Source organism: Coleofasciculus sp. G2-EDA-02 (genome assembly GCF_040226375.1).
Classification (GTDB): Bacteria; Cyanobacteriota; Cyanobacteriia; order Cyanobacteriales; family Coleofasciculaceae; genus Coleofasciculus.
This window is the reverse complement of record NZ_JAVKEW010000083.1, coordinates 1-22,642: the sequence shown is the minus strand read 5'-3', so window position 1 is coordinate 22,642 and position 22,642 is coordinate 1. Positions and strand designations below refer to the sequence as shown.

The window sequence follows — 22,642 nt, the reverse complement described above, 5'->3', positions numbered from 1 at the left end:
GACCCTCCCTTGAAATTAAAGATTATCTGCTTCACGAGTATCACTGTTACTCTGATCCCTATCTTGTTCGCCATCCTCTAAAGACGTTTCTTGCGGTTGACTCATGGAATTTTGATCAGGAGTTACTGAATCTTCCAAGACGTATTTTTTTACCACATTTTCTCCTTCTATGTCAATAGGTTTCTCAGACAAATCATCAGCAACGTCCTCCGACGCTGGAGATTGTGGTGGATTCGTGTCCTCAGAGTCACTCACCAAAGGATCGGGTATGCGGGAGTCTAGGTCAGTGGGGGTTGTCTGTTCCCAATCTGGGAAGATAACATCCTCTTGGGATAGGTCGTGGAGGGCAAACTCTTCCCAATCTTCTGCTAACAACTCCTCTGACATAGGCAACGACTGGATTGAGTCTAAATCGAAGCTTGGGGGTGGGACGATGCGATCGCGCGATGGGGATGGCTGAGGGACAATATTTAGATGGTCTACCGCTTCAAAGCTGTGCAAGTCTTCACTAAGCTGATCGAGGGTACTTTGGTCTAAGCGAATCTCTTGACCAGAAAACTCCTGAAATTCCTCCCTTACCAATAAATCTTCGTCTGGTGAGGCGGGAATATAGTAGTCATCAACTGAAGTAACTGGGGAATTAGTTTCCCCAGGGTTTTCCAGAAACCATTCTTCCTCACGAGTCGCCGCCATGGATGGGAGTTCGGTAACGGGGGAGGAATCACTTAACCCCATTTCATCGAGTAAATCGGTTAGGGCGGTAATCGTTTTAACCTCTTGAGACTCGCTGAGTGCTTCCTGGTGAGGGTGAGTTGCGGTTTCGGGCGCTGCAACTAACTCTGAGTCAATCGGGGCGTCCGTTTTTGGGGTTTCAAATAGTAAGGTTTCCCAAGATAGCAGATCATGATTGACGCCTTCCACCGAGGGTTCTGGTGAACTCGTTTCCTCGGCGGGATCAATAACTCCGTCAAATAGATAATCAGCAACCTCAACCGATACATTCTCGCCTACAGCCTGATCGGTTGAGTGATCCTCTTGCCAATCCGTTGTGGTTATTGATGCAACTGAGGGATTAGCCTCGGTCACCTCGACGGTATTTGCGGAAGCTCTTATATTGGTGTCTTGAGCAAAGTCTGTGCCAAATAGGGTATTATACAACTCATCAATTTCATGGTGGCGGTTCTCTACTTCATTTTGAGCGGCAATGTTTGGTGGTTGTACTGGTTTCGTGGCGTCCGCCTGAATGATTGGGACGGATAGGAATGATGGTGTTGTGGACTCCTTTTCACTATCGATGTCTAATAAGAAATCTAGATCGGGAAATTCTGAATAATTTAGGGTTGAGTTTACTGGGATTGGGGTATCCATATCCCAGCCAATCAATGCGTCTAGGGAATTTTCGGCTAAATTTTCTGTCTCCAGTTCTGGGGTGGATTGCTGATCGGGGATATTAGACGAAAGCTGAATCGGCAGTTGCGGGGACGGGGTTGAGGCGTTGGCAGATAGGGTCACGTTGAATTCAGGCTGAGAAACCGGATCAACTCCGACAAAGATACCGCTGGGTTTTGGTGGTGATGATGTTGAACTGGGTCTTGACTCCGATAATTCCGCCGCCTCTGACCAGGGTAGAGAAGATTGCACCAAGGTTGAGGTTTCTCGTCCCAATAACTGAGCGAGGCGATTGACAAGGGCTGTAAATAACAGCTCTCCTTGATTGCTCAAGCGGTGCATTTTGTCAATCCCTTGAGACAAAGACTGCTGGTATCCCTGTAAATCACGATTGAGTGCTTCAAAGAGAGTCCGTTGGTTGGCGTCTATATTGATCAACATGCGATCGCTCTCGTTTTGGAGTTGTCGCAGTTGCTGCAAACGTTCTTGTGGCGACATCATCGCCGATGCTTGCTGTCCTAGTGATCCCGATGTTGATGAAGCGTTGAGCAGTTGGGCTTCTAAATTTAGTAATATTTGAGCCAACTGTTGCGTCAGGCGTTCAGTTGACTGGTTAATTAAATCCTGAGCAAATGCTGGGAGTGCTTGCTCTTGTCCCCCCCCCATCGGTATCAAAGTATTGAGCAATTCCTGTTTTTGGAGTTCAAGTTGCTGAATTTCTTGGGTCAAAGACTCTCGCTGTTGACGCAAGTCAGACAATTCAGAGAGCAAGGGTGCACTCACCTGTTGGCGTATACTCTCCATTTCTTGAGCCACGGCTTGCATAATCGGTCTAACGGCTGATTGCTGGGTTGGCGTCATTGCCATTTCTTCTTGCTGCATCGACAGCAAATAACTACGCACTCGTTCCAAAACTTGGCGATCGCGGGCTAAGTCGTTGGATTTAGACCAAGGGAAACGGGAGTCCAACTTGGCAAGGAGGCTATCAATATCAGCAATCAGCGATTGAATTGTCTTCTGTTTAGTCACGGTGAAACATCCCCCTGCTTCTCTTAACTATTATGTCTTGGTCGTGGACAATGACCCCTCAAGTCATCATGAGTGGCATCTAAATTGTTAAATCTCCCTCAATATGAAGCATAATAGCTGTGTACCAATCTGCGGCTGATTAACTTTGAAGGCACTTCGAGGGAGTATAGCGCCGTCATCGATCAGGACATGAGTCCCTTGTATCTGCCATTATGGCTGGTCTAGATGGGGTGATGGGGGGCGCTGACACCACAACGACTCAATCCTGTGTCTGTTGTGGAACAGGAAGAAACCTGCTCAAGTTTTTGAGGATAACAAATCGCCGTACTTGTCCACGGCGTATACAATGTGGTTTGGCTTCATGGATGATCGATACAGCTCACACGCAATGAACTCTAATGTTAATGAGTTAATTCGCACTGCTCCTTTATTTGCTGGCTTACCAGAAGCCAGTGTGAATCAAGCTACGGCTCATGTTGTTACTCGCAGCCACCCAAAGGATCGAGTGATTTTGCTGGAAAATGATTGGGGTGGCTCGGTTTACTTCATTTTGGAGGGCTGGGCAAAGATTCGGACTTATAACCTGGAGGGTAAAGAAGTGACCCTGAATATTTTAGGCAAGGGGGAAATTTTTGGCGAAATGGCGGCACTGGATGAGGTACCTCGTTCTACCGATGTGATTACCTTAACTCCTACGACGATTGGCAGTATACCCGCCCAAGATTTTGTCCAGCTCATTCATGATGAACCTCTAGCAGGTGTTCGTTTGTCTCAGCTTATGGCAAAGCGCTTGCGCCAAGTTAACCGTCGTCTGCGCCTGAGGGAGTCTGATAGTACGTCGCGAGTGGCAGACACGCTCCTGTTTTTGGCAGAGGGTCAGGGTAAAGTCAAACAGCAAGGCACTGAGATTCCTAACTTACCCCATCGCGAGTTAAGCAGCTTGAGTGGATTAGCACGGGAGACGGTGACGCGGGTGTTGACTAAGCTGGAAAAAAAAGGGTTGATTAAGCGAGAACATGATATTATGTTTATCCCTGATCTGCCGGCACTAGAACGCATTATTGCTTAGAGGCGTCATTGGTGATTTGTCCTTTGTTCTGGGTAAGAGTTTGAGGCAGGTTTATCCACTTCAGGGGATCAGGCGATCGTTTCGAGGTAAAAGGGGCGTTAGAGTGGAGGTTGATTAAGCGTTTATGAAAGCTGCATGAGCGATTCTTTTGAGGATGCCCAAACGCCTCGCCCTAATCCCGATCAGAATACTGAACCCCAACCCCAGGACTCAGCCAGTGAAAATACCCATGACGAATGGGATTTGGTCGAGGAACTAGACCGAGAGACGGAAACATCAACCAATGCTAGACCTGAACGGCAAATACCTGATCAAGGCAAAAAGAAGGCGAGTAACTCCTCTCATGAACAACAGCTACAGTTCAATACCACTGTAGTCATGGTGGAAACGGCGTTCCTCGCCAGTACAGCTAGTTTGATTTGGCTGATTAATTATTATTTTCCCCTAGGTCCTGTCCTAAAGATGTTTTTCCCTGTGCCAATTGCCTTGGTGTATATGCGTCGGGGACATCGAGCCTCCTGGATGGCAGCACTGGTGTCAGGGTTGTTGCTGTCGGTGCTACAAGGACCAACCCGCAGTATTCTCTTTTTGATTCCCTACGGTTTGATGGGCGTTCAGTTGGGCGCATTGTGGAAACGTCAAGCGAATTGGTTATTTTCCATTGGTATTGGGACTCTACTGGGAACTTTTGGATTCTTTTTTCGATTCTGGCTGCTCTCGATTCTGCTGAGTGAGGATTTGTGGGTTTATGTGATGACTCAAATTACAGAGTTAGTGGAATGGGGATTTATCAAGCTGGGGTTACTGGCTCAGCCCAGTTTAACCTTGATTCAGGTGGTGGCAATTTTGGCAATTGTGGTCAACAATGCCGTTTATTTATTTGTTGTTCATCTGGTGGCATTACTCATCTTTGATCGCCTGAAAAATCCCATTCCTCGCCCGCCTCAGTGGGTACAAGTTTTGCTGGATTATTGAAATCAGTAGGTGGAAATAAACCGAAAGATGTTAAGTTGTGTAAATAGTCTTCAAACCCTTACATAAGACGTAGCTGGCTTCTTTGCGGGAGCGAGTATGACGAATGATGAATAAGGTATCTGTCAATATTGCTACAGCAAGCCCTGCTCCCCTGTTGATACTTTGGTAATTCGCTAAGATAACAGATTAAGTAGGTTACAGGTCACTTGATATGTCTTTATTATTTATCATTCCCCTGGGGATTTTTCTCGTCGCCGCCTATCTTTTTAAACATTTGGCTAATGAAATGGCTTATATTGCCGCCGCCGTTGCCTTAATTAGCTTACTTGTAACGTTATGTTTAGCACCTTGGCAAATTCAATTATTGCTGCTAGTCGTGGTCATTCTCAGTAATCATAGACGCAGTTCTTCATCGTCTGCGCCCGTCACAGAGTCATCATTGCCGGATGAGAAAAACGTCAAGTTAGTTTATCGAGGCGTTAACTATGACCTAACCCCTGCCCAGGTTGAGGTAACGGAAGATGAGGTGATCGGAAAATATCGGGGTCAGGCTTTGAGAGTTCACCATTTGGTGAAACCTCCAGCTACGTCAACGAGTTCAACCTTAAAGTATCGAGGTGTTAGCGTTAGCGAGCACAAATCGGTGATACCCGTGGTTAAAGAACAGGAATTAACCCAAAACAGTAATTGGAGTAACGGGCTAGGATAGATTAACCCAGACGTGATACCAAGTTGCTCTCAAAGAGTTAATCTGTCATAAGACAGGTTAGAACGCAACTTGGTATGATGACTCTTTGATAAGGAGAAACTATGCGAATTGCTCATGACATCACAGAAGTGATCGGTCGCACTCCCCTAATTCAGCTCAACCGAATTCCTCAAGCAGAGGGATGTGTGGGGACAATTGTGGTGAAACTGGAGGGAATGAACCCAGCCGCTTCTGTGAAAGACCGCATTGGGATGAGTATGATTCGGGCGGCGGAAGCAGCGGGTCAGATTCAGCCAGGGAAAACAGTTTTAGTGGAACCGACATCGGGGAATACTGGTATCGCCCTAGCGATGGTAGCCGCCGCGAAAGGGTATCAGCTAATCTTGACTATGCCCGATACGATGAGCCTAGAACGGCGATCGATGTTGAAAGCTTATGGTGCAAAACTAGAGCTAACACCGGGAACCGAGGGGATGAAAGGAGCAATTCGCAGAGCCAACGAAATTACCGAAAGTACTCCTGAAGCCTTTATGCTGCAACAGTTCCAAAACCCAGCCAATCCCCAAATCCATCGAGAGACAACGGCTGAAGAAATTTGGGCAGATACAGAGGGTCAGGTCGATATCCTGATCGCTGGGGTTGGCACTGGTGGTACAATTACCGGCATTGCCGAAGTTCTCAAGCAACGTAAACCCGATTTTGTCGCGATCGCAGTCGAACCCATCAGTAGTCCAGTTCTCTCTGGCGGACAAGCTGGACCCCATAAGATTCAAGGGATTGGTGCTGGCTTCGTCCCTCAAGTGTTGCGTACAGAACTGATTGATGAAGTGCTTCAAGTTAGTGATGAAGATGCCATCGCTTTTGCTCGCCGTTTGGCACGAGAAGAAGGGTTGTTATCTGGAATCTCCTCCGGCGCTGCGTTATGTGCCGCGATTCAGGTGGCGAAACGTCCGGAGAATGCAGGTAAGTTAATTGTTATGGTACAACCCAGTTTTGGTGAACGCTATCTGAGTACGCCTTTGTTTCGAGAACTCGATCAAACCGAAACACCTGTCCTAGTTTAATTGTCATTGGTCATTGATCATTGATCCGAACCGCGTCACCCTTTGGGTACAGCGCTGGGCTTCTCGTCGATTCAGCTAAAGGACAGGCGTGATCCGAATCTATACCCAATTCATCCAAGGAAATCAATGGTTGCAGCAGTATCGGGGACAACCTCCCCTACTTGCTTGTATTTTAGGATTTACGGCAACAGGGTTGATCCCCGGCATTTCTGCGGCTGGGGCAACCCCAGAGGATCGTAAGTATACAGCAGTAGCGGATGCTGAATTCTTAGTTAATGGTTTTACCCCCAATCCTCAATATCCTCTACCTCCCTTGGATGCTGGGGCATCCCCTGTGCTAATTTCTCGCGCTGTCGTCGAGGCTTGTTCCCTTCCCGTTTATCTATTCAATGCGGGTTTACCCCAACCCCCAGCCGTCCCAGCTATAGATTTAGAGGGTTTACCCGCTAACTGTTTGACCACGGGAAAAGCCTTGCCCATCAGCACCGTAAAACATCTATTTGATCAAGGCTTAATCTGGGGTCAAAAACTAGCAACCGTTGCCGTAGACGGATATGTAATGATTGCTGAATGCGTGGTTGGCGGAACCACAACGGCTTTGAGTGTCCTAACAGGGTTAGGTATTGCCGCTATGGGTAAAGTCAATAGCAGCCATCCTCGCTGTAATCATCACCAAAAAGCAGAAATCGTTCGCATCGGGCTGCAACAGGCTGACTGGGAAAGAAAACTGGCAGAATTCATTGATCCCTTCGAGTTAGTCGCCGCCGTAGGCGATCCGATGCAAATTACAGCCGCCGGAATGGTACTTGGCGCAAGTCAGACTGTTGGTGTTTTGTTGGCTGGAGGGACGCAAATGTTGGCGGTTTATGCACTAGCACGGGCGTTGGCGCAGCAAACTCAAGCTAATTGGCAACCTAAGCAGGTGGTTGTCGGTACAACTCGCTGGGTAGCAGATGATCCCACGGGTGATACCGTAGGATTAGCACGAGCTATCGGTGATGTTCCCCTTTTGGCAACCGACTTAAGTTTTGCCCAGTCAAGTTATCCGCAGCTACGGGCTTACGAACAAGGATATGTCAAGGAAGGCGTCGGTGCTGGAGGATGTGCGATCGCCTCCCATCTTTACCAAGGATGGAACGCTACTCAATTACTACAAGCCATTGAAACACTGCTGGCTCAATACCACTATTTCACTCAAGAGTGAATTCTGCGGGCGAGAAGCTGTTCTTCTAAAGCCGCAATGCGATTGTAGGCGGCGGTCAATTGGGCAGTGAGGCGTTGCACTTGTACATCGGCGGATAGGGGATTCTCTGGATGATGATTTCCGTTGTGATTCCTATGAAATTGAGATACTTCACCAGTATCCTCAATCAGGATATCTTTATGTTCCATTACTGAGTCAAGCAGTTTTGGATTCGCGTAGACGGGGATGTCATTAACCTTTTCGGTTGATGCTTGTAGCTCAGAGTCTACGGTTAACATCGGCTTGACTGTAGGCAGACACTGGGAAAGTTTTTGGTCGAGCTGCTCGATAATTTGATATATGGCATCAACTTTATGATTTAGGAGGGTGATTTGTTGTTGAATTCTATCCATCTGCTTACCAATTTCCATAGCGAGTTCTACTTCATGCTAATCAATTTATACTCGAAAATTCTATTCGTGCTGATTCATTTAACTATTTGAGACAATTCTTACCCCGATGTCCTGCTGATTTTTGGTCGGGGACAACTGACAGTGATTCAGTCAACCCCAAAATGATTTATCTTGGGCGTTTATCGCCTTTTTTCCCAGATTTTACCTTTGTCTTGCTTTAATGTCGCCAATCTAACTATTTAATGTTTTATTAACAATTGCGCCTTCAACTAAGACCGAACTCTGGATAATTTCCCCGATTCCCTCAACGTATTCGCGGGAGTCCTCACCCTCAACTCTCGTAGGGTGAGGAAGGATAGCGGGATGCCGGAAGAATGGAGGCATCCAGTTCTTGCCTAAGCTACACATAAGCCATTATTTCTCCTGATTAACTCAACTTTACTAGGGGCAAATTGACCAATACGTTTCCATGTGTAGTCGCAAACGGAAATATTTTTAGTCTTTTGAGTGTCGGTGAACCCACCAACATAGCCAATGTAGACTTTTCCGGATTTCTCTGCTCTTACCAAATCACCAATCCTTAGACCAAATGGTGTAATCGTTCCACCCTTACGCTTCCTTACCCCCGACTTATCCGGTACTTCAAAGTGTAATTGACGACGGAAGAACCCATACTCTTTCCCCCGCTTCACCGCACCAGGACGGGTGATGGTTTTAAATGGGGAAGGGGTCACGTTAACGCTACCCTTGTGGGTGTAACCATGGGAGTTAGAACCAGCGAACGGGACATACTTGACAAAGTACCCGCAAGCCAGTGTCACCCCATCAACCGCGTGAGTCTCCGGTTTAGCTCTGGACTTGTTAGCCTTATCCTTCTCTGACCCCAGTTGGGTTCGGAGTTGAGACGTGCCGTTCCCATCCTTTTGCCAACCATGCCGGACATAGACAGGGGCGATTTTTTCCATCTGGGATATCGCCCAATTCTGACCCGTCATCACCGGAGAGAAGCCCTTACCCGATTTAGCACGTTTGCGTTGGGAAAGGTCTATGTCGGCTCTGACCCGCTCATAACCAATCGCTGTCACCGGGAAGATAGCCGCCAATTCCATAACTGTCCGTAACTCCAACTGCCGGGAGGCTTTAATGGATGGGGGTATTTTGTGACCTTTGCGATTATCAAACCTGCATTGCCGATGGTTACGTTGCCTGAATGGGTCATCTCGGTTAATCCGCCGTCCCCGTCGCCCCCGTCGCAGCATGGCGCGGGTTTCCATCCGTTTCTTGACCCGCCCAAAAGGGAGGATCAGGTGTAGTTGTAGCAGGGTACATTTAGCGGACTGGACACCGACACCGGAGTAGGACTTACAAGGGAGCACTCCAACAGCAATTGGTTGCACCTCCTCAGCCGATGGTGATGTGGTGAGCTGGAAATAATAGACGCCCAGGTCTGACCATTTCCCCACTGCCTTACCTTCTTTGACCCACCGTCTAGCCCTGGAGGGTTTGGTAGGCATCAGTGGTTTTCCTTCTTTGCTAACTACTGGAACACGATTCATAGAGATAATCCATTCGTGTAAATGTTTACGTCTCTTAAGGCATTGATAGGGGTGTGTCCTGGACTTACCCAGTGCCTAGAGATTCCTAGACCTACATTTAAGCCAAGCTAGAGAAATGCTTGGAAGTGGTTATCCCCTACCAACTTATGCCCTATTCATGACTTCCTGGCAGGTTCCCTCTGCCAATCCGCGTCTTCACGAAGTAAGGCGCGGTTCATGAACGAGTCACGGGTCACTGGTCACTTGTATAACAGATGGGTTATTTTACTGTCCGTCTCAAAGAACACAAAAATTATGTTAGTTTGTTGAAAGAACACGCATCCATTCCATCAATTTACTGGATTTTCGGGATGAAACGACGCCCCTTTCTAATGGGCGCTAGCGCCCTAGCACTGGGGCAATTGGCGTCTGGGTGTGGCAATAGACAGCCAACGGCTTTGAATGTAGAACTGTTGCAAGATTCAATTCCCGTTCAGCTATTGGCTGAATTTCGCCAAACCCTAAACTCACCCGTGAGGCTCAAGTTTGACCCACAAGCCCAGCTTAAGGATATATACGAGCACCTTTTGGTGTGGAAACGACAAGCACAGAACCCAGAATCCCCGCAGCGGTTTCCTATTCCTCTGATTAGTCGCCAGCCACCCGCGATCGCAAATTTGGTCACATTAGGAAGTTATTGGTTAGAATCAGCCATTGAGCAGCAACTGATTCAACCCCTAGAACTGTTAGAATTACCGGGATGGCAACAGTTACCCCCCCGTTGGCAAGCAATTGTCAGACGCAATCGCCAAGGACAACTTGATGAATCGGGATTAATTTGGGGCGCACCCTATCGCTGGGGGACAGTGGTTATTGCCTATCGCCGCGATAAGTTTGAGGAATTAGGGTGGACCCCGACGGATTGGAGTGACTTGTGGCGAAAAGAATTACGCGATCGCATCTCGTTACTCGATAGTCCGCGAGAGGTGATTGGGTTGACCTTGAAAAAATTAGGATTCTCCTATAATACCGCCAACTTGAGTCAAGTCCCCAATCTGAAAACCGAACTCTTAGAGCTACATAAACAGGTTAAACTTTACAGTTCAGATCACTACCTAGAACCCCTGATTTTAGGCGATACTTGGCTAGCCGTGGGTTGGTCTACCGATATATTATCCCTGCGCGGACGCGATCGCCAAATTCAATCCGTCGTTCCTCGTTCAGGAACATCCCTTTGGGCAGATGTGTGGGTACAACCTGCTGTGCAAGAGACGGCGGCTGAATCGCCAGACTCAGAAACGTTCACATCATTATCCCAGCAATGGATTAATTTTTGCTGGCAAAAACAATCCGCGATTGACATTTCTTTATTAACTCATGGGGCTTCACCGATAATGGTTAGCCTGAATCCGGCTACGTTACCAAACCAACTGCAAAACAGTTCGATACTTTTACCAGAACCCTCTATCCTCAACGCCAGTGAATTTCTGCATCCTTTACCCCAAGAAGCGATTGAGCAGTACCAAGAACTATGGCGAGAAATTCGCACAATCCGATTTGTCTAAGGCGTCGGACAAGATTTGGTTCGTAGTAAAGGCTTTAGCCTGGGATTTTGTCGGGTTTCCTAACGTCAATCTAACCTAGAAAAATGTTTGGTGTTTGCTTTGATATGCTGCCGAAGAAGAAGGAATTAATATTCAAGTTTCTGGTAATGACGCTTGAGCAAGCGTTGAGCTGCATCCAAGGAAATATTTACGGGTTCCAAGGCTTTCGTGTCGAATCGGCTTGTACTGATCGTCATCAATTGCCAACCGCCTCGATCCTGCTGAAGAAGGGCATCTCCACAAAGATCTTCCATTGCCCACGTTACAATCGCATAAGGTTCATCAATGGTGATTTCTATAAACCGAACATTGTCGTGCCATTTATCCCAATCATCCAGCAGATTTTTTTCTAACTTATCTTTGCTGTCGTTAATAACGATTTGTTGATGCTCGGTGAGAATCGGGGCTTTAACTAACAAGACAGTTAGCAAATTTAAATGAATATTTAAATGATAGATCATCGCCCCCAAACGTCGAATCGAATAACCTAACTGTTCATCGACATTCTTTAGGGTACTACAATCATTGCTTTGTTGCAGTTTATTGCGGTGTTCTAGGGAATGATTATAATCTTCAACTAAATCGAATATACTAGTTGTTTGGCTGTCAAGCATGTAGAGAACATACTCATCTACCAATAAATGTTGAGGTGGAATTTTATAAATAATCTTTTTTAGTTCTTCGACATGGATTGGCTCAATCCAGCTCTTTTCAAAGGATTTAATGCTGGGATAATTTAGTAAATTAAGTTCATTCCGAATGACTTGATCCGCTTTGCGAAGTTTCAAAAAAATAGTATCGACTTCAACCGCTAGGGAAGATAGTAATACCTTCTCTTCCTCTCTTTTACGTTCTTTGTTGTTCAAACACATTTGAGTTGCATTAAAAATGATTAAGCAAAAACAGTGACATTAAAACTGCTATTGCCTGTCGGCTCAGTTAGAGTTAGGCTCACGTCTAGGAGGCTGAGCCTGTAGAAAGACTTTGTTGGGTGTTCTATCTGTAACTAGCAACCCTGATGTTCAGATTGAGTAACCTTTCCTGCTTTCTCTTTGGCAAGATATTTGCCTTACCCAATTTTTGTAGACTGGTAAGTCTGTAATACTTACTGTATAACATGTAAGACACTTTGTACATTCTAATTCCTATTGGCTGACATCAGCAACTCTGTTTAGCCAACTTTATCAAGATTTCATCCCACCAAACAAAACGGCGATCGCAAGCCTATATGCTGCATTTGGATACCAAATTCTATTACAATCTGTAAAGAAAACTGAAAAGGAAGAGCTACGATGCGCGTTGCGATCGTTGGGGCAGGACTTGCCGGAATGGCGACGGCTGTAGAATTAGTCGATGCCGGACACCATGTAGAAATCTTTGAATCCCGTCCATTCGTGGGCGGCAAAGTTGGCAGTTGGGTAGACGCCGAGGGCAATCACATCGAGATGGGGTTGCACGTCTTTTTTGGCTGCTACTACAACTTGTTTGACTTAATGAACCAGGTAGGGGCGTTGGAGAACCTACGTCTCAAAGAACATACCCATACCTTTATTAATCGTGGTGGACGCACGGGAGCGCTAGACTTTCGCTTTATCACAGGAGCGCCATTTAATGGACTCAAAGCCTTTTTCACCACCTCCCAGCTATCACTTCAGGATAAGCTACAAAACGCGATCGCACTCGGAACCAGTCCCCTAGTACGCGGCTTGATCGACTTTGACGGGGCAATGCAAACGATTCGCGACTTGGATAAAATTAGCTTTGCCGACTGGTTCCGCAAGCATGGGGGATCTAACGGCAGTTTAAAACGGATGTGGAATCCCATCGCCTACGCCCTCGGTTTTATCGATACAGAGAATATCTCTGCCCGTTGCATGTTGACAATCTTCCAGTTCTTTGCAGCCAGAACAGAAGCATCAATTCTCAGGATGCTGGAAGGTTCGCCGAATGAATATTTACATCAACCGATTATTAATTACCTCGAAGCGCGAGGGGCAAAAATTTATACCAGGCGACGGGTGAGAGAAATCCTCTACACCGAGACAGGAGACTCAGCTAATGTGACAGGTTTAGTCATCGCCCAAGGTGAAAGCGAAGAAACCATTACCGCTGATGCTTACGTTTGCGCCGCCGATGTACCTGGAGTGCAGCGTCTGTTGCCAGAATCATGGCGCAAATGGTCAGAGTTTGACAATCTCTACCAGCTAGACACTGTACCTGTCGCCACCGTGCAACTGCGCTTTGATGGCTGGGTAACAGAACTCCATGATGCTCAAAAACGGAAGCAACTGGCACAAGCGGCGGGGATGGATAATCTCCTCTATACTCCCGATGCGGACTTCTCCTGCTTTGCCGACTTAGCCTTAACCAGCCCCAGTGACTATTACAAAGAAGGACAAGGGTCACTGTTACAATTAGTACTAACACCCGGTGATCCCTTTATCCGGCAAAATAATGAATCCATCGCCCAACATGTCCTCCAGCAAGTCCACGAACTCTTCCCTTCTTCGCGGGAATTGAACATGACCTGGTACAGTGTGGTTAAATTAGCTCAATCTCTTTACCGAGAAGCTCCAGGAATGGACTCCTATCGCCCTAACCAAAAAACCCCAGTGAGCAACTTCTTCTTAGCAGGGAGCTACACCCAACAAGATTACATCGATAGTATGGAAGGAGCAACCCTATCCGGGCGGCGTGCAGCTAAGGCGATTCTAGAACATGTACAAAAACCTGTAGAACCAACCCTGGTTACCACGACTTAACGTGATCACGGAAGTCCTCACCCTCAACTCTCGTAGGGTGAGGATGGACAGTGGGAAATTTCGTTCCTCAATTTCCCATCTTCCGGACAGCCTTACCCTAAATAGTATATACTGGTAAGAAGAGGTGATAAACAATGCGACATCAAGCCGTCAAGGTAAGGCTGTACCCGACAACTGAACAACAAGTGATACTAGCTCAACACTTTGGCTGTAGTCGCTGGTGGTGGAATTATGCACTCAATTTGTGCATTGAAACTTACCAGTTAACGGGCAAAGGCTTGAACCGTTCTGCATTGAATGCACTCTTACCTAAACTAAAGAGACAGGAGGAAAGGTGTTGGTTATCTGAGTGTTATTCTCAGGTGTTACAGGCTACTACGCTCAACCTAGTGACTGCCTACAAAAACTTTTTCGATGGTAGAGCCAAATATCCAAGGTTCAAAGCTAAAAGGAATAAGCAGTCCATTCAGTATCCTCAATCGGTCAAAGTTGCAGGTGATTGTCTTAAGTTTCCGGGTCGCGTGGCAAAAGTTAAGGCAAGAATACACCGCCCCATTCAGGGAACAATCAAGACGGTAACGGTAAGTATGACGCCATCGGGCAAGTATTTTGCATCCGTCTTGACCGAGGTAGAAGGGAATAACCCGCCGACTAACACCGATGGCTTGGTAGTTGGGATTGATCTAGGGCTGAAGAACTTCGCTATTGTCAATGATGGGGTCAAAACCTCTAAATATGCTAATCCCAAGCACTTAGCCAAACATGAACGCAATCTAAAGCGGAAACAACGGAAATTAGACAGAAAGGAGAAAGGAAGCAACTCAAGGAATAAAGCCAGAAAACTGGTAGCTAAGGTTCACGAACGAGTTAGTAATGTCCGTCAAGACTACCTGCATAAGCTGTCCAGAAAGCTTGTTGACGAAAACCAAGTCATCGTAGTCGAAAGTCTGAATACCAAGGGCATGGTTCGTAACCACAAACTAGCTGCATCTATTTCTGATGTGGGCTGGGGGATGTTCGTCAATTTCCTATCGTACAAGCTTGAAGAAGAGGGTAAGGTACTGGTAGAAATTGACCGATGGTTCCCTAGTTCTAAACTCTGCTCAAACTGCCATTATCAGGTAGACGAGATGCCCTTAGAGGTTAGGTCATGGACTTGCCCTAGTTGTGGCACTCACCATGATAGAGACGGCAATGCTTCAGCAAATATTAGAGCAGAAGGCATCAGAATTTTATTGGTCTCAGGGACTGGGACTACTGCTGATGGAGGGGATGTGAGACCGAAGCTTGGGCGTAAATCTAAGCTGACGCAATTCCCTGTGAAATCAGAAGCTCAGGCTTCTACGAAGTAAGCCTGAGTAGTTCACAAGTTATCTGAGAACCGGGGAAGCTCGGGATGTAGGGGCGGGTTTTACAGATAACGTTCTGGAAACAACCGATAACGTGACTAAACCCGCCCTTGCAGGGGAAGCAGGGGGAGAGAAACTACTATTATGATCTACAACTAACTTGCTATGAATTATGAATTTGAATTACCTGTTCCCTGACAAATGACATAAACAAATGACAAATAAATCTGACTGGTTAGAACACAGTGTACAGGTTGAAGTCGAGGTGCCAATGGAAACCGTTTGGAGCCTCTGGTCTGATTTAGAGCAAATGCCTCGCTGGATGAAGTGGATTGACTCGGTACAAGTCCTCGAAGACAATCCAGATTTATCCCGTTGGAAACTCGCCAGCAGTGGCTTTGAATTTAGCTGGCTCTCCCGCATTCTAAAATTAGTACCCCATCAGATTATTCAGTGGGAATCTGTGGATGGTTTGCCTAATCGGGGTGCAGTACGCTTTTATGATCGCCACGGAAGTAGTGTTGTTAAACTTACTGTGGCTTACGATATTCCTGGCATTTTGGGTAAGTTGATGGATGGTTTGTTCTTAGGTCAAATTGTCGAGTCTACGATTCAAGCAGATTTGGAGCGATTCCGGGAATATGCGCTTAAAATCCAAAGTTAATAATAGTGATTGTTGATTGTTAATGGGTCACAGCTCATCGATTAGATTACCAATAGGCGATGCTTCCCATTGAGCCGATCGCACACCTTATCCTGGGTACAGTCATAGGTATTTATGCGCCGATCGCGCTGTATAAGATTTGTCAACGAAGCAGACTTCGATATATCTTTCGGCTAGCTTAATCAACCAACTATAACCAGTTGTGCCGTTCCATGATCGAGACGGCTAAATTTTCATCCTATTTGCAGATTCGATTGACTCAAATCTTAAGATAGGTTGCAGTTATAGATATTCCCAGGATTGACAGAAACATTATGGCTGATATGACTCGTAAACCCAACCAAGAACTCCATCCAAACGAAGCCGGAAATCTTTCTGATGTACCCATCGAAGATACTGACCTAGTTTCGGATACACCGGTAGAAGATGAAGATACCGAGGAACCAATTATTTCCAATTTGCCCCAGGAAGTGACTGAATCTTATGGAACTGGTGTTCCTCTCGATCCAGGGCTGAATATCGGTGGGCGAACGACACACGACAAGGCTTGATGAATTCTGGTCATTCACCCGCGTGGTAGGAACTGCGAACCAAGGGACCAGAACGGACATGAGTGAAACCCATGTCTTTGGCGATCGCACCGAGTCGGTCAAATTCCTCTGGTGTCCAATAGCGTTGCACTCTCAGGTGTTCCAGAGAAGGACGCATGTATTGTCCTAGGGTGAGGCGATCGCATTCAGCGCGGCGCAAATCCTCCATGGCTTCTATCACCTCAGCTTCCGTCTCTCCATGTCCCAACATCAATCCTGACTTCGTGGGAATTGTCGGGTCAAGGGTTTTGACGAGGCGCAGAACATCCAGCGATCGCTCATATTGGGCACCCCGGCGCACTTGTCCTTGCAGTCGTTTTACGGTTTCAATGTTGTGGTTATAACAAGCGGGATGCGCCTGAACCACTGTTTTCACCCGTTGGCGCTGCAACTCGGTTGGAGTTTGATTGTCTGTACCTCTCCCGCCCCAAAAATCTGCCGTTAGCACCTCAATTTGAGTATCTGGATTCAGTCGCCGGATGGCATCCATTGTGGCAACAAACCAACCTGCGCCCTGATCCGGTAAATCATCTCGCGCTACTGATGTCAGTACCACATACTGCAACCCCAATAACTGAACCGATTCGGCAATTTTCTGGGGTTCTTCGGGATCAAGAGGCATAGGAGAATGACCCTTATCCACTTGACAAAAAGCACAAGCACGGGTACAGGTTGGACCCATTAGCAAAAAGGTCGCAGTTTTGTTAGCATAACACTCCCCCCGATTGGGACAGCGCCCCTCTTCACAGATCGTGTGAATTTGCCGTTGTTTAACAATGCGCTGCACCGTGGAGATATCACTGGCGTTACCAATGGGGCGTCGCAACCAAGTCGGTAGGGCAGTAATTTCCTCTCGCCAAAGGTTTTTAGCAGACAGATTGGGTTGAGTAGGCAAATCCATAGTAATTTTGATGAGCTATCAGCAAGAGTGTTACTCTTTACGATACAAATGGTAAAGCATTTTACTCGGACTCTGATGCGATCCGAGTTTTGCTCTCAACCAACCAAGCAGATTAATCTAGAATCATGGACAGTCAGGAACCCCACGCCTAAAGGCGGGGGCTTGGAATTTAGCCCATACCTGACCAGCCTAAGACCTACGCGGTCTACGTTATGCCCAAGAGTTAAAGTTCGTACCTACAAATTCGTAGCTAGTTTGTAGCTCTACAACTCCAGCATTAAACAGGCTTACAGGGTTAAACCAGTGTGTTGGAGATAGTACCGAGGCATAACATTGGCGAAGCTAACGTCACTCCGGAAACGGAAGTTAGGGGCAACCATACCCCAAAAATTAACCCCTATGCGTACAGCTTGAAAACACGAGTCTGTAATTGCCCAGACGAAAGGTGAATGCAATACATCGAACGCGGCAAGTAAATCCAAGGCGGTAGGGGTTTCAATTCAAATATGCAGTCGTCTACACGAGGGTAATGGATACCAACAGCTTCTCACTCAAAGGAAGTCCTGTCGGACTGCTGTTTATGTAAGAGGGCAAGATCCTCCCCATACATAAATGACAGGGGTTTCCATTCGCCCCCTTACCAACCTCAATTTTCGATGAGTGCTTTTGGGTTCGATCTCAAAACAGCAAAAAAGTTACAGGTGTGGGTCGGTCATCCGTTGTTTTCCCAGAAACAGACTCTGTAAGGTCTGTCTGAGTGGAATTATGGGGTCTGCTCTACCTGGGCTTAAGACGTTTTTCTTTTACCTCTCCAAAGGAGTCAGTCGTGGCAAGCCATAAAATATTAGTTATTGATGACAGTCGAGTCATCCGGATGCGCGTTAAAGAAATGTTGCCGCCCGGTAACTTTGAAGTGCTAGAAGCCAAAGATGGTATTGAAGGTCTCAATCTAATCAATCAGGAGCATCCCAATCTAATTATGTTAGATTTCCTGCTCCCTAAAATGAGCGGTTGGGATGTTTTCCAACAAATTCAAAGTGATGGTACTCTCCAGAGCATTCCTTTGGTATTAATGTCAGGTCGAAAGGAAGAAGTAACGGAAAAAATACCTGAGCCATTTGAGTATTTTGCCTTTGTCGAAAAGCCCTTTGAAAAGAAGCAACTGGTTGATGCGATTAAGGAAGCGATGGCAAAGGCGAAAAAACGCCCAGTCATGGCTGTGCCGCCCAAAGAAGAAGTTCCTGCGGCTGAAGCTCCCGGTGTTTCATCAGACGAAGTTCAAGCCTTAAAGGCAAAAATTGAACATTTACAGGCAGAAATTGATGGGTTGAAGAAACAAATGGGACAGCTCGTGGCATTTATTAAACAAAAACTTAAGTGACCTCCAGCATAACCGAGATTTTAACTCGGCGGTAACATGAAACAGTTCAACTCTTTAAACCCAGATCGCCTTAGGCAAGTTCTCACGTTAAGTGCTATCCTCGCTGCTTTTGGCATTAATATCTGGGCAAATATCGCACCGATTGGTGGACTGACAATCGGCGAAATCTCCAATACTATTTTTGGAGAGATTAAGATTATCCCAGCCAGCTATGCCTTTGCCATCTGGGGAATTATTTATCTGGGTTTGATTAGTTTGGGGATCTATCAGGTACTGCCCAACCAGGAGCAAAATCCTCATTTGCGCCAGATGGGCTATAGTTTAGTGCTGGCGAGTTTTGCCCAGATTGCTTGGGTGTTTCTGTTCCAGTATCGCCAGTTCGCGCTGTCGCTGGTGGCGATGCTGGGGATTTTAGTGCCACTGATTCGAGTTTATTTGCGGTTGGGCATTGGTTCTGTCAGGGTGTCTCGGAAGCAGAAATGGTATGTTCACATTCCTGTGAGTATCTATTTGGCGTGGATCAGTGTAGCCACAATTCTGAATGTAGCAATTGTACTCTACGACCTCGGCTGGAGTGGGTGGGGGATTGACCCTTCAGCGTGGACGGCAATTGCCCTCATGGTTGGGGCGGTAATCACAGCAACGGTGATTATTCAGCGATCGGATATTGCCTTTCCCCTAGTAATTGCTTGGGCTTATGGTGCGATCGCACTGCGTCATACAGATACCCCACTGATTTCCGGATTCGCCGGAGGATTCGCGATCGCGCTTTTGTTATTTACCTGGGTGAGGAATTTGAAACACACCTAAATGTTTTAGAACCGGGCTTTATGGAAACAGACTATCAAATTTCAGCCGCTGCTCGTTCGATTAAACGACGGGCGACGGTTTGAGTGCCAGTATGTTCGTAATAATTCGTTGACGTGTCTAAGAATGCGGCAAGATAGTCCAACTTATCATCCGCAATTTCCACAAATCCTTGCAGGTGATTAACCACCTTTTTGGGTGTCAACCCTCTCGCGGCGACGACGCCACCCATCCAACCTTTCACCGCATCGAAGCTTTCCCCAATAAAGTTCAGCTTTCCTTGAGAACTATTTCCTGGAATTAAACTACTGATTTGTTGGAAGGTTGAATTTTGTTCTAAGCCAGAGGGACTTAACCCAGAAAGAGTCGATTGCGCCACTTGAATGAAATCGGGACCCAGGGGAATCAAACCATCAATACAGATGAGCCCCGCCATCCGGATCATTGACTCACCGCTATAATCGGCTAAAGCATTGACAAAATCCCCAATACTGTCTCCAGGAATGCCGTTAATTTGACAAAACGCCACCAATTCTGCCACAACTTTTAAACACAGATCGATGGTTTGTGCCGTATCAGCTTTGGGCGTCAACCGATTTAAAAATCCCAGAAACGAAACTCGTTCACCAATTTTATTGGCTAAAGCAGCCGCACCGAGGGCAAAATCCGCACTATCAACGGATTGAAAAAGCCAAATTGCCCGTTGATAGCCTTGGGACTTATCGTTATAGAGCCAAAGAGCGCGTTCACTAATATCCTGAATTAATGCCGGATCATCTTCACCTGTCACCTCGCGCACGGTATTTTCAAAGCCGACTACATTTTGCCAATCACCGGGAGCAACAAAGTCTAAGGCTTTCAAGACGGAAACGGTTAGCCCACCTTGAGGTAAGTTATCAACTAATTCAATAATAGATTTACTCATGTAAAGTCTCCTATAAATCGTTTCAATGATATCTTTAGTTTGTTCCCAATGACAAAGGACAAATGAATGATAGAGAACTAACCTTTCTGTGTAATCCGTGTAACTAAGCTTTCATCCCCTACCCGCATCTGGACAATAAATCTGGGAAATCAGTGTTTTGACAAATGACCAATTTTATTTGAGTTGGGATAATCCTTGCAGGTCAAATTTTTCCAACCAAGCCTCGCGATCGCTAGGGGTAAAGGAGTCGTCACGGGATTGGACTTTGACTTGGAAGCGATCGCGAACTAGAATCGCAGTTTGTGTCTTCCCCTGTTCTACACCGGGATAGCCTGCAATTGTTTTAGTGCTATCCTGGAATTTCTTAGCCGCACTTGGGTTATTGGCTAAATCATTAATCGACAGCACCGCCACATCCTTGCCATCCTGTTTCAACTTCGCTTCGGCAAATCCAGTTTTCTCTTGGGCAAATATTCGCTGGTAATCACCGCTAGGGTTGGGGAAGAATTTATTAAATTGCCCCCCAGCCAAAGGTTCGCCTGTGGGCGCCTGAGTGGGTTGCTCAGTGTTAGTTTGAGGTGCTTCGGTTGAGGGTGGGGGAGCGGTGGATGGTGCGGCACAAGCCGTCACCAGTAAAAATAGCGAGAGTGATAAAGCGGTGAGTATTTTACCGATTCTTAACATTATGGTTATCTTTCTAATCGTGTTTGCCGAGATTACCTCATTTTGCCATAGCGATCGCGCAAATCAGTTTGCCTTTGTTGCCAGATGGCTTCGAGTCGAGAAAAGCCTTCTTTTGTGTATCGTTGAGATTCTTGGTAGATGAGTAACCAAAGGGTATTGAGGGTTTCCAGGTTTGGGCAGAAGCGGATTAGGGTACGACAAGCGGCAATCCACTGTTCTAGCTTGCGGTAACTAATAAAGTAACCGCCCAATCCTTCGATATGTACCCAGAGGACGTTAGTTGACGGCGATGTTGACAAAGTGCAATGCTTTTAATTTTATCTTGATGTATAACTTTGTCAACATTTACGTGATTGTAAGCCTTTGACACAATCAAGGGCATGGGAAAAGCAGGCACAGTGTTAAAGCAGGTGTTAGATACCTATCGCATTAGCCAAAATAAGTTGGCGGTGGCGATGGGTATTGGACGTTCTAGTATCAACCGTTGGGTTAATGACAATCGAGATCCATCCGGTGATGCTATCCTCCAAATTAGAAAAGGACTGAATAAAATTAATCCGGCGGCAGCCGACGAGTTCATTAGGTTGTATCTGGATGAGTCAGATGAGGGTGAGGAGTCGTTATAGGGAAAGGGTTTTGTCAACATTTATCCGGTTGTCAGCCTTTGACACAATCTGAGGCATGGGAAAAGCAGGCAAAGCACTCAAACAGGTCTTGGAAAGTTATGGCATTACCCAAAATCGATTAGCCGTGGTAATGCAAGTGGGGCGTTCTAATGTTCACCGCTGGGTTTATGAGGTGGCAGATCCCGTCGGCGATGCCATCTTAGAAATTAGGAAGGGACTGAATACGATTAATCCAGCAGCAGCCGAGGAGTTTATTGGCTTGTATTTAGATAAGTCATTTGCCTCTGGCACGATAGAAACCATGCGAAAGGCAGGAAAATCTTTAAGACAGGTGTTGGAAGCCTACGGCATTAGCCAAAATAAGTTGGCGGTGGCAATGGGTATTGGGCGATCAACAATTCACCACTGGGTCAATGAGAGTCGAGATCCAGGAGGTGATGCCATTCTCGAAATTAGGAAAGGACTGAATAAGATTAGTTTCCCGGAGGACTATTAATTGATTTAGAACAGCTACTCAATCGCAAAGTTGATATTGCTACGGTGGATATGTTGAAAGAACGCAGTCGCGATCGCATTTTGCATGAGGCTGTAATGCTATGAGGCGAGAGGCGGAACGGCTGCAAGATATTTTAGATGCAATTGCGGCAATTTAGCATAAGATAGAGAGAACATAACTCATCCAAGCTGGTTATAAACTCACAGTTTTTCAGATACGAAAAAGCAACAATGGCTGAACTCACCATTCACGTACCAGACGAATTGGCTCAACGCCTAGAACCACTCCGCGATCGTCTCCCGGAATTACTACAGCGTCTCGTAGAAACCGTTCCCCCCAGAATTCCCTTACAAGGTAAGCGATGGTGAAAGCCCTCGTGATTTATCCGAGGGATGAAACCGAGCGAGGCGTTTAGCCAAGCAACTTTAGTTGCGAGTGTTAGCTTTCCTATGCTATAATTCTACCATAAGCTAAAAGTGGTAAAATG

23 protein-coding genes and 1 pseudogene are annotated in these 22,642 nt (G+C 46.4%); 16 read left to right on the top strand and 8 right to left on the bottom strand.

Annotated features, from left to right (window positions below; genetic code table 11):
* Positions 1–15 precede the first annotated feature (15 nt).
* Positions 16–2,418 (bottom strand): hypothetical protein, encoded by a 2,403-nt coding sequence (locus RLO19_RS08685; RefSeq protein ID WP_446355585.1) that lies wholly within the window; start codon positions 2,416–2,418, stop codon positions 16–18.
* Between the two features lie 361 nt (positions 2,419–2,779).
* Here RLO19_RS08685 and RLO19_RS08680 point away from each other — a divergent pair, with 361 nt between their 5' ends.
* From RLO19_RS08680 to cobT, 5 genes are all read left to right on the top strand, one after another.
* Positions 2,780–3,487, top strand: coding sequence for a Crp/Fnr family transcriptional regulator (locus tag RLO19_RS08680; RefSeq protein ID WP_446334768.1), 708 nt, complete (start codon positions 2,780–2,782; stop codon positions 3,485–3,487).
* Positions 3,488–3,622: 135 nt separating this feature from the next.
* A complete protein-coding gene (locus RLO19_RS08675; protein WP_446355583.1) occupies positions 3,623–4,462 on the top strand; it encodes a DUF2232 domain-containing protein in 840 nt (279 codons plus the stop codon).
* 211 nt (positions 4,463–4,673) lie between these two features.
* On the top strand, positions 4,674–5,171 hold the full coding sequence (locus tag RLO19_RS08670; RefSeq protein WP_446355581.1) for a DUF4278 domain-containing protein: 498 nt from the start codon (positions 4,674–4,676) through the stop codon (positions 5,169–5,171).
* Between the two features lie 101 nt (positions 5,172–5,272).
* Positions 5,273–6,235 carry a cysteine synthase A gene (cysK, locus tag RLO19_RS08665; protein ID WP_446355579.1) on the top strand — a complete coding sequence of 321 codons (963 nt, stop codon included), beginning with the start codon at positions 5,273–5,275 and terminating at the stop codon, positions 6,233–6,235.
* An 88-nt stretch (positions 6,236–6,323) separates the two neighbouring features.
* The gene (gene cobT, locus RLO19_RS08660) at positions 6,324–7,439 is read left to right on the top strand and encodes a nicotinate mononucleotide-dependent phosphoribosyltransferase CobT (RefSeq protein ID WP_446355578.1); all 1,116 of its coding nucleotides are present in this window, start codon (positions 6,324–6,326) and stop codon (positions 7,437–7,439) included.
* On the opposite strand, the gene RLO19_RS08655 is transcribed toward cobT, so the two are convergent.
* On the bottom strand, positions 7,430–7,849 hold the full coding sequence (locus RLO19_RS08655) for a hypothetical protein (protein WP_446355576.1): 420 nt from the start codon (positions 7,847–7,849) through the stop codon (positions 7,430–7,432). The two genes, cobT and RLO19_RS08655, sit on opposite strands and share 10 nt — an antisense overlap.
* Positions 7,850–8,226: 377 nt before the next feature.
* Positions 8,227–9,387 (bottom strand): RRXRR domain-containing protein, encoded by a 1,161-nt coding sequence (locus RLO19_RS08650; RefSeq protein ID WP_446355574.1) that lies wholly within the window; start codon positions 9,385–9,387, stop codon positions 8,227–8,229.
* 254 nt (positions 9,388–9,641) lie between these two features.
* On the opposite strand from RLO19_RS08650, the gene RLO19_RS08645 reads away from it, so the two are divergent.
* A complete protein-coding gene (locus RLO19_RS08645; RefSeq protein WP_446355572.1) occupies positions 9,642–10,931 on the top strand; it encodes an extracellular solute-binding protein in 1,290 nt (429 codons plus the stop codon).
* Between the two features lie 125 nt (positions 10,932–11,056).
* Here the strand turns inward: RLO19_RS08645 and RLO19_RS08640 are convergent, their stop codons facing one another.
* Complete coding sequence (locus RLO19_RS08640; RefSeq protein ID WP_446355570.1) at positions 11,057–11,842, bottom strand: hypothetical protein; 786 nt, start codon at positions 11,840–11,842, stop codon at positions 11,057–11,059.
* Positions 11,843–12,262: 420 nt separating this feature from the next.
* On the opposite strand from RLO19_RS08640, the gene zds reads away from it, so the two are divergent.
* The 4 genes from zds to RLO19_RS08620 all read left to right on the top strand — a co-directional run bounded on the left by zds (position 12,263) and on the right by RLO19_RS08620 (position 16,296).
* The gene (gene zds / locus RLO19_RS08635) at positions 12,263–13,732 is read left to right on the top strand and encodes a 9,9'-di-cis-zeta-carotene desaturase (protein WP_446355569.1); all 1,470 of its coding nucleotides are present in this window, start codon (positions 12,263–12,265) and stop codon (positions 13,730–13,732) included.
* 134 nt (positions 13,733–13,866) lie between these two features.
* Positions 13,867–15,084: an RNA-guided endonuclease InsQ/TnpB family protein gene (locus RLO19_RS08630; RefSeq protein WP_446355567.1), complete on the top strand. Its 1,218-nt coding sequence runs from the start codon at positions 13,867–13,869 to the stop codon at positions 15,082–15,084.
* A gap of 211 nt (positions 15,085–15,295) precedes the next feature.
* Entirely contained in the window at positions 15,296–15,745 is a 450-nt protein-coding gene (locus RLO19_RS08625) for an SRPBCC family protein (protein ID WP_446355565.1), read from the top strand.
* A 314-nt stretch (positions 15,746–16,059) separates the two neighbouring features.
* On the top strand, positions 16,060–16,296 hold the full coding sequence (locus tag RLO19_RS08620) for a hypothetical protein (protein WP_446355563.1): 237 nt from the start codon (positions 16,060–16,062) through the stop codon (positions 16,294–16,296).
* Positions 16,297–16,306: 10 nt separating this feature from the next.
* On the opposite strand, the gene lipA is transcribed toward RLO19_RS08620, so the two are convergent.
* Positions 16,307–17,236 carry a lipoyl synthase gene (gene lipA, locus RLO19_RS08615; RefSeq protein ID WP_446355562.1) on the bottom strand — a complete coding sequence of 310 codons (930 nt, stop codon included), beginning with the start codon at positions 17,234–17,236 and terminating at the stop codon, positions 16,307–16,309.
* 826 nt (positions 17,237–18,062) lie between these two features.
* Between lipA and RLO19_RS08610 the strand changes: the two genes are divergently transcribed.
* Complete coding sequence (locus RLO19_RS08610) at positions 18,063–18,617, top strand: response regulator (protein WP_446355560.1); 555 nt, start codon at positions 18,063–18,065, stop codon at positions 18,615–18,617.
* Positions 18,618–18,653: 36 nt separating this feature from the next.
* Positions 18,654–19,427, top strand: a complete 774-nt coding sequence (locus tag RLO19_RS08605) for a tryptophan-rich sensory protein (RefSeq protein WP_446355559.1) — start codon at positions 18,654–18,656, stop codon at positions 19,425–19,427.
* A gap of 34 nt (positions 19,428–19,461) precedes the next feature.
* Here RLO19_RS08605 and RLO19_RS08600 read toward each other — a convergent pair whose 3' ends face one another.
* The 3 genes from RLO19_RS08600 to RLO19_RS08590 all read right to left on the bottom strand — a co-directional run bounded on the left by RLO19_RS08600 (position 19,462) and on the right by RLO19_RS08590 (position 21,332).
* Positions 19,462–20,349, bottom strand: coding sequence for a hypothetical protein (locus RLO19_RS08600; protein WP_446355557.1), 888 nt, complete (start codon positions 20,347–20,349; stop codon positions 19,462–19,464).
* Positions 20,350–20,523: 174 nt separating this feature from the next.
* Complete coding sequence (locus RLO19_RS08595) at positions 20,524–21,036, bottom strand: hypothetical protein (protein ID WP_446355652.1); 513 nt, start codon at positions 21,034–21,036, stop codon at positions 20,524–20,526.
* A gap of 29 nt (positions 21,037–21,065) precedes the next feature.
* Positions 21,066–21,332 (bottom strand): hypothetical protein, encoded by a 267-nt coding sequence (locus RLO19_RS08590; RefSeq protein WP_446355555.1) that lies wholly within the window; start codon positions 21,330–21,332, stop codon positions 21,066–21,068.
* A gap of 81 nt (positions 21,333–21,413) precedes the next feature.
* On the opposite strand from RLO19_RS08590, the gene RLO19_RS08585 reads away from it, so the two are divergent.
* The 4 genes and pseudogenes from RLO19_RS08585 to RLO19_RS08570 all read left to right on the top strand — a co-directional run bounded on the left by RLO19_RS08585 (position 21,414) and on the right by RLO19_RS08570 (position 22,523).
* Positions 21,414–21,659, top strand: coding sequence for a helix-turn-helix domain-containing protein (locus RLO19_RS08585; protein WP_446355553.1), 246 nt, complete (start codon positions 21,414–21,416; stop codon positions 21,657–21,659).
* A 55-nt stretch (positions 21,660–21,714) separates the two neighbouring features.
* A pseudogene (locus RLO19_RS08580) lies at positions 21,715–21,936 on the top strand (helix-turn-helix domain-containing protein); the annotation flags it as partial.
* 24 nt (positions 21,937–21,960) lie between these two features.
* A complete protein-coding gene (locus RLO19_RS08575) occupies positions 21,961–22,155 on the top strand; it encodes a helix-turn-helix domain-containing protein (protein ID WP_446355650.1) in 195 nt (64 codons plus the stop codon).
* 230 nt (positions 22,156–22,385) lie between these two features.
* Positions 22,386–22,523, top strand: a complete 138-nt coding sequence (locus RLO19_RS08570; RefSeq protein ID WP_446355657.1) for a hypothetical protein — start codon at positions 22,386–22,388, stop codon at positions 22,521–22,523.
* Positions 22,524–22,642 lie beyond the last annotated feature (119 nt).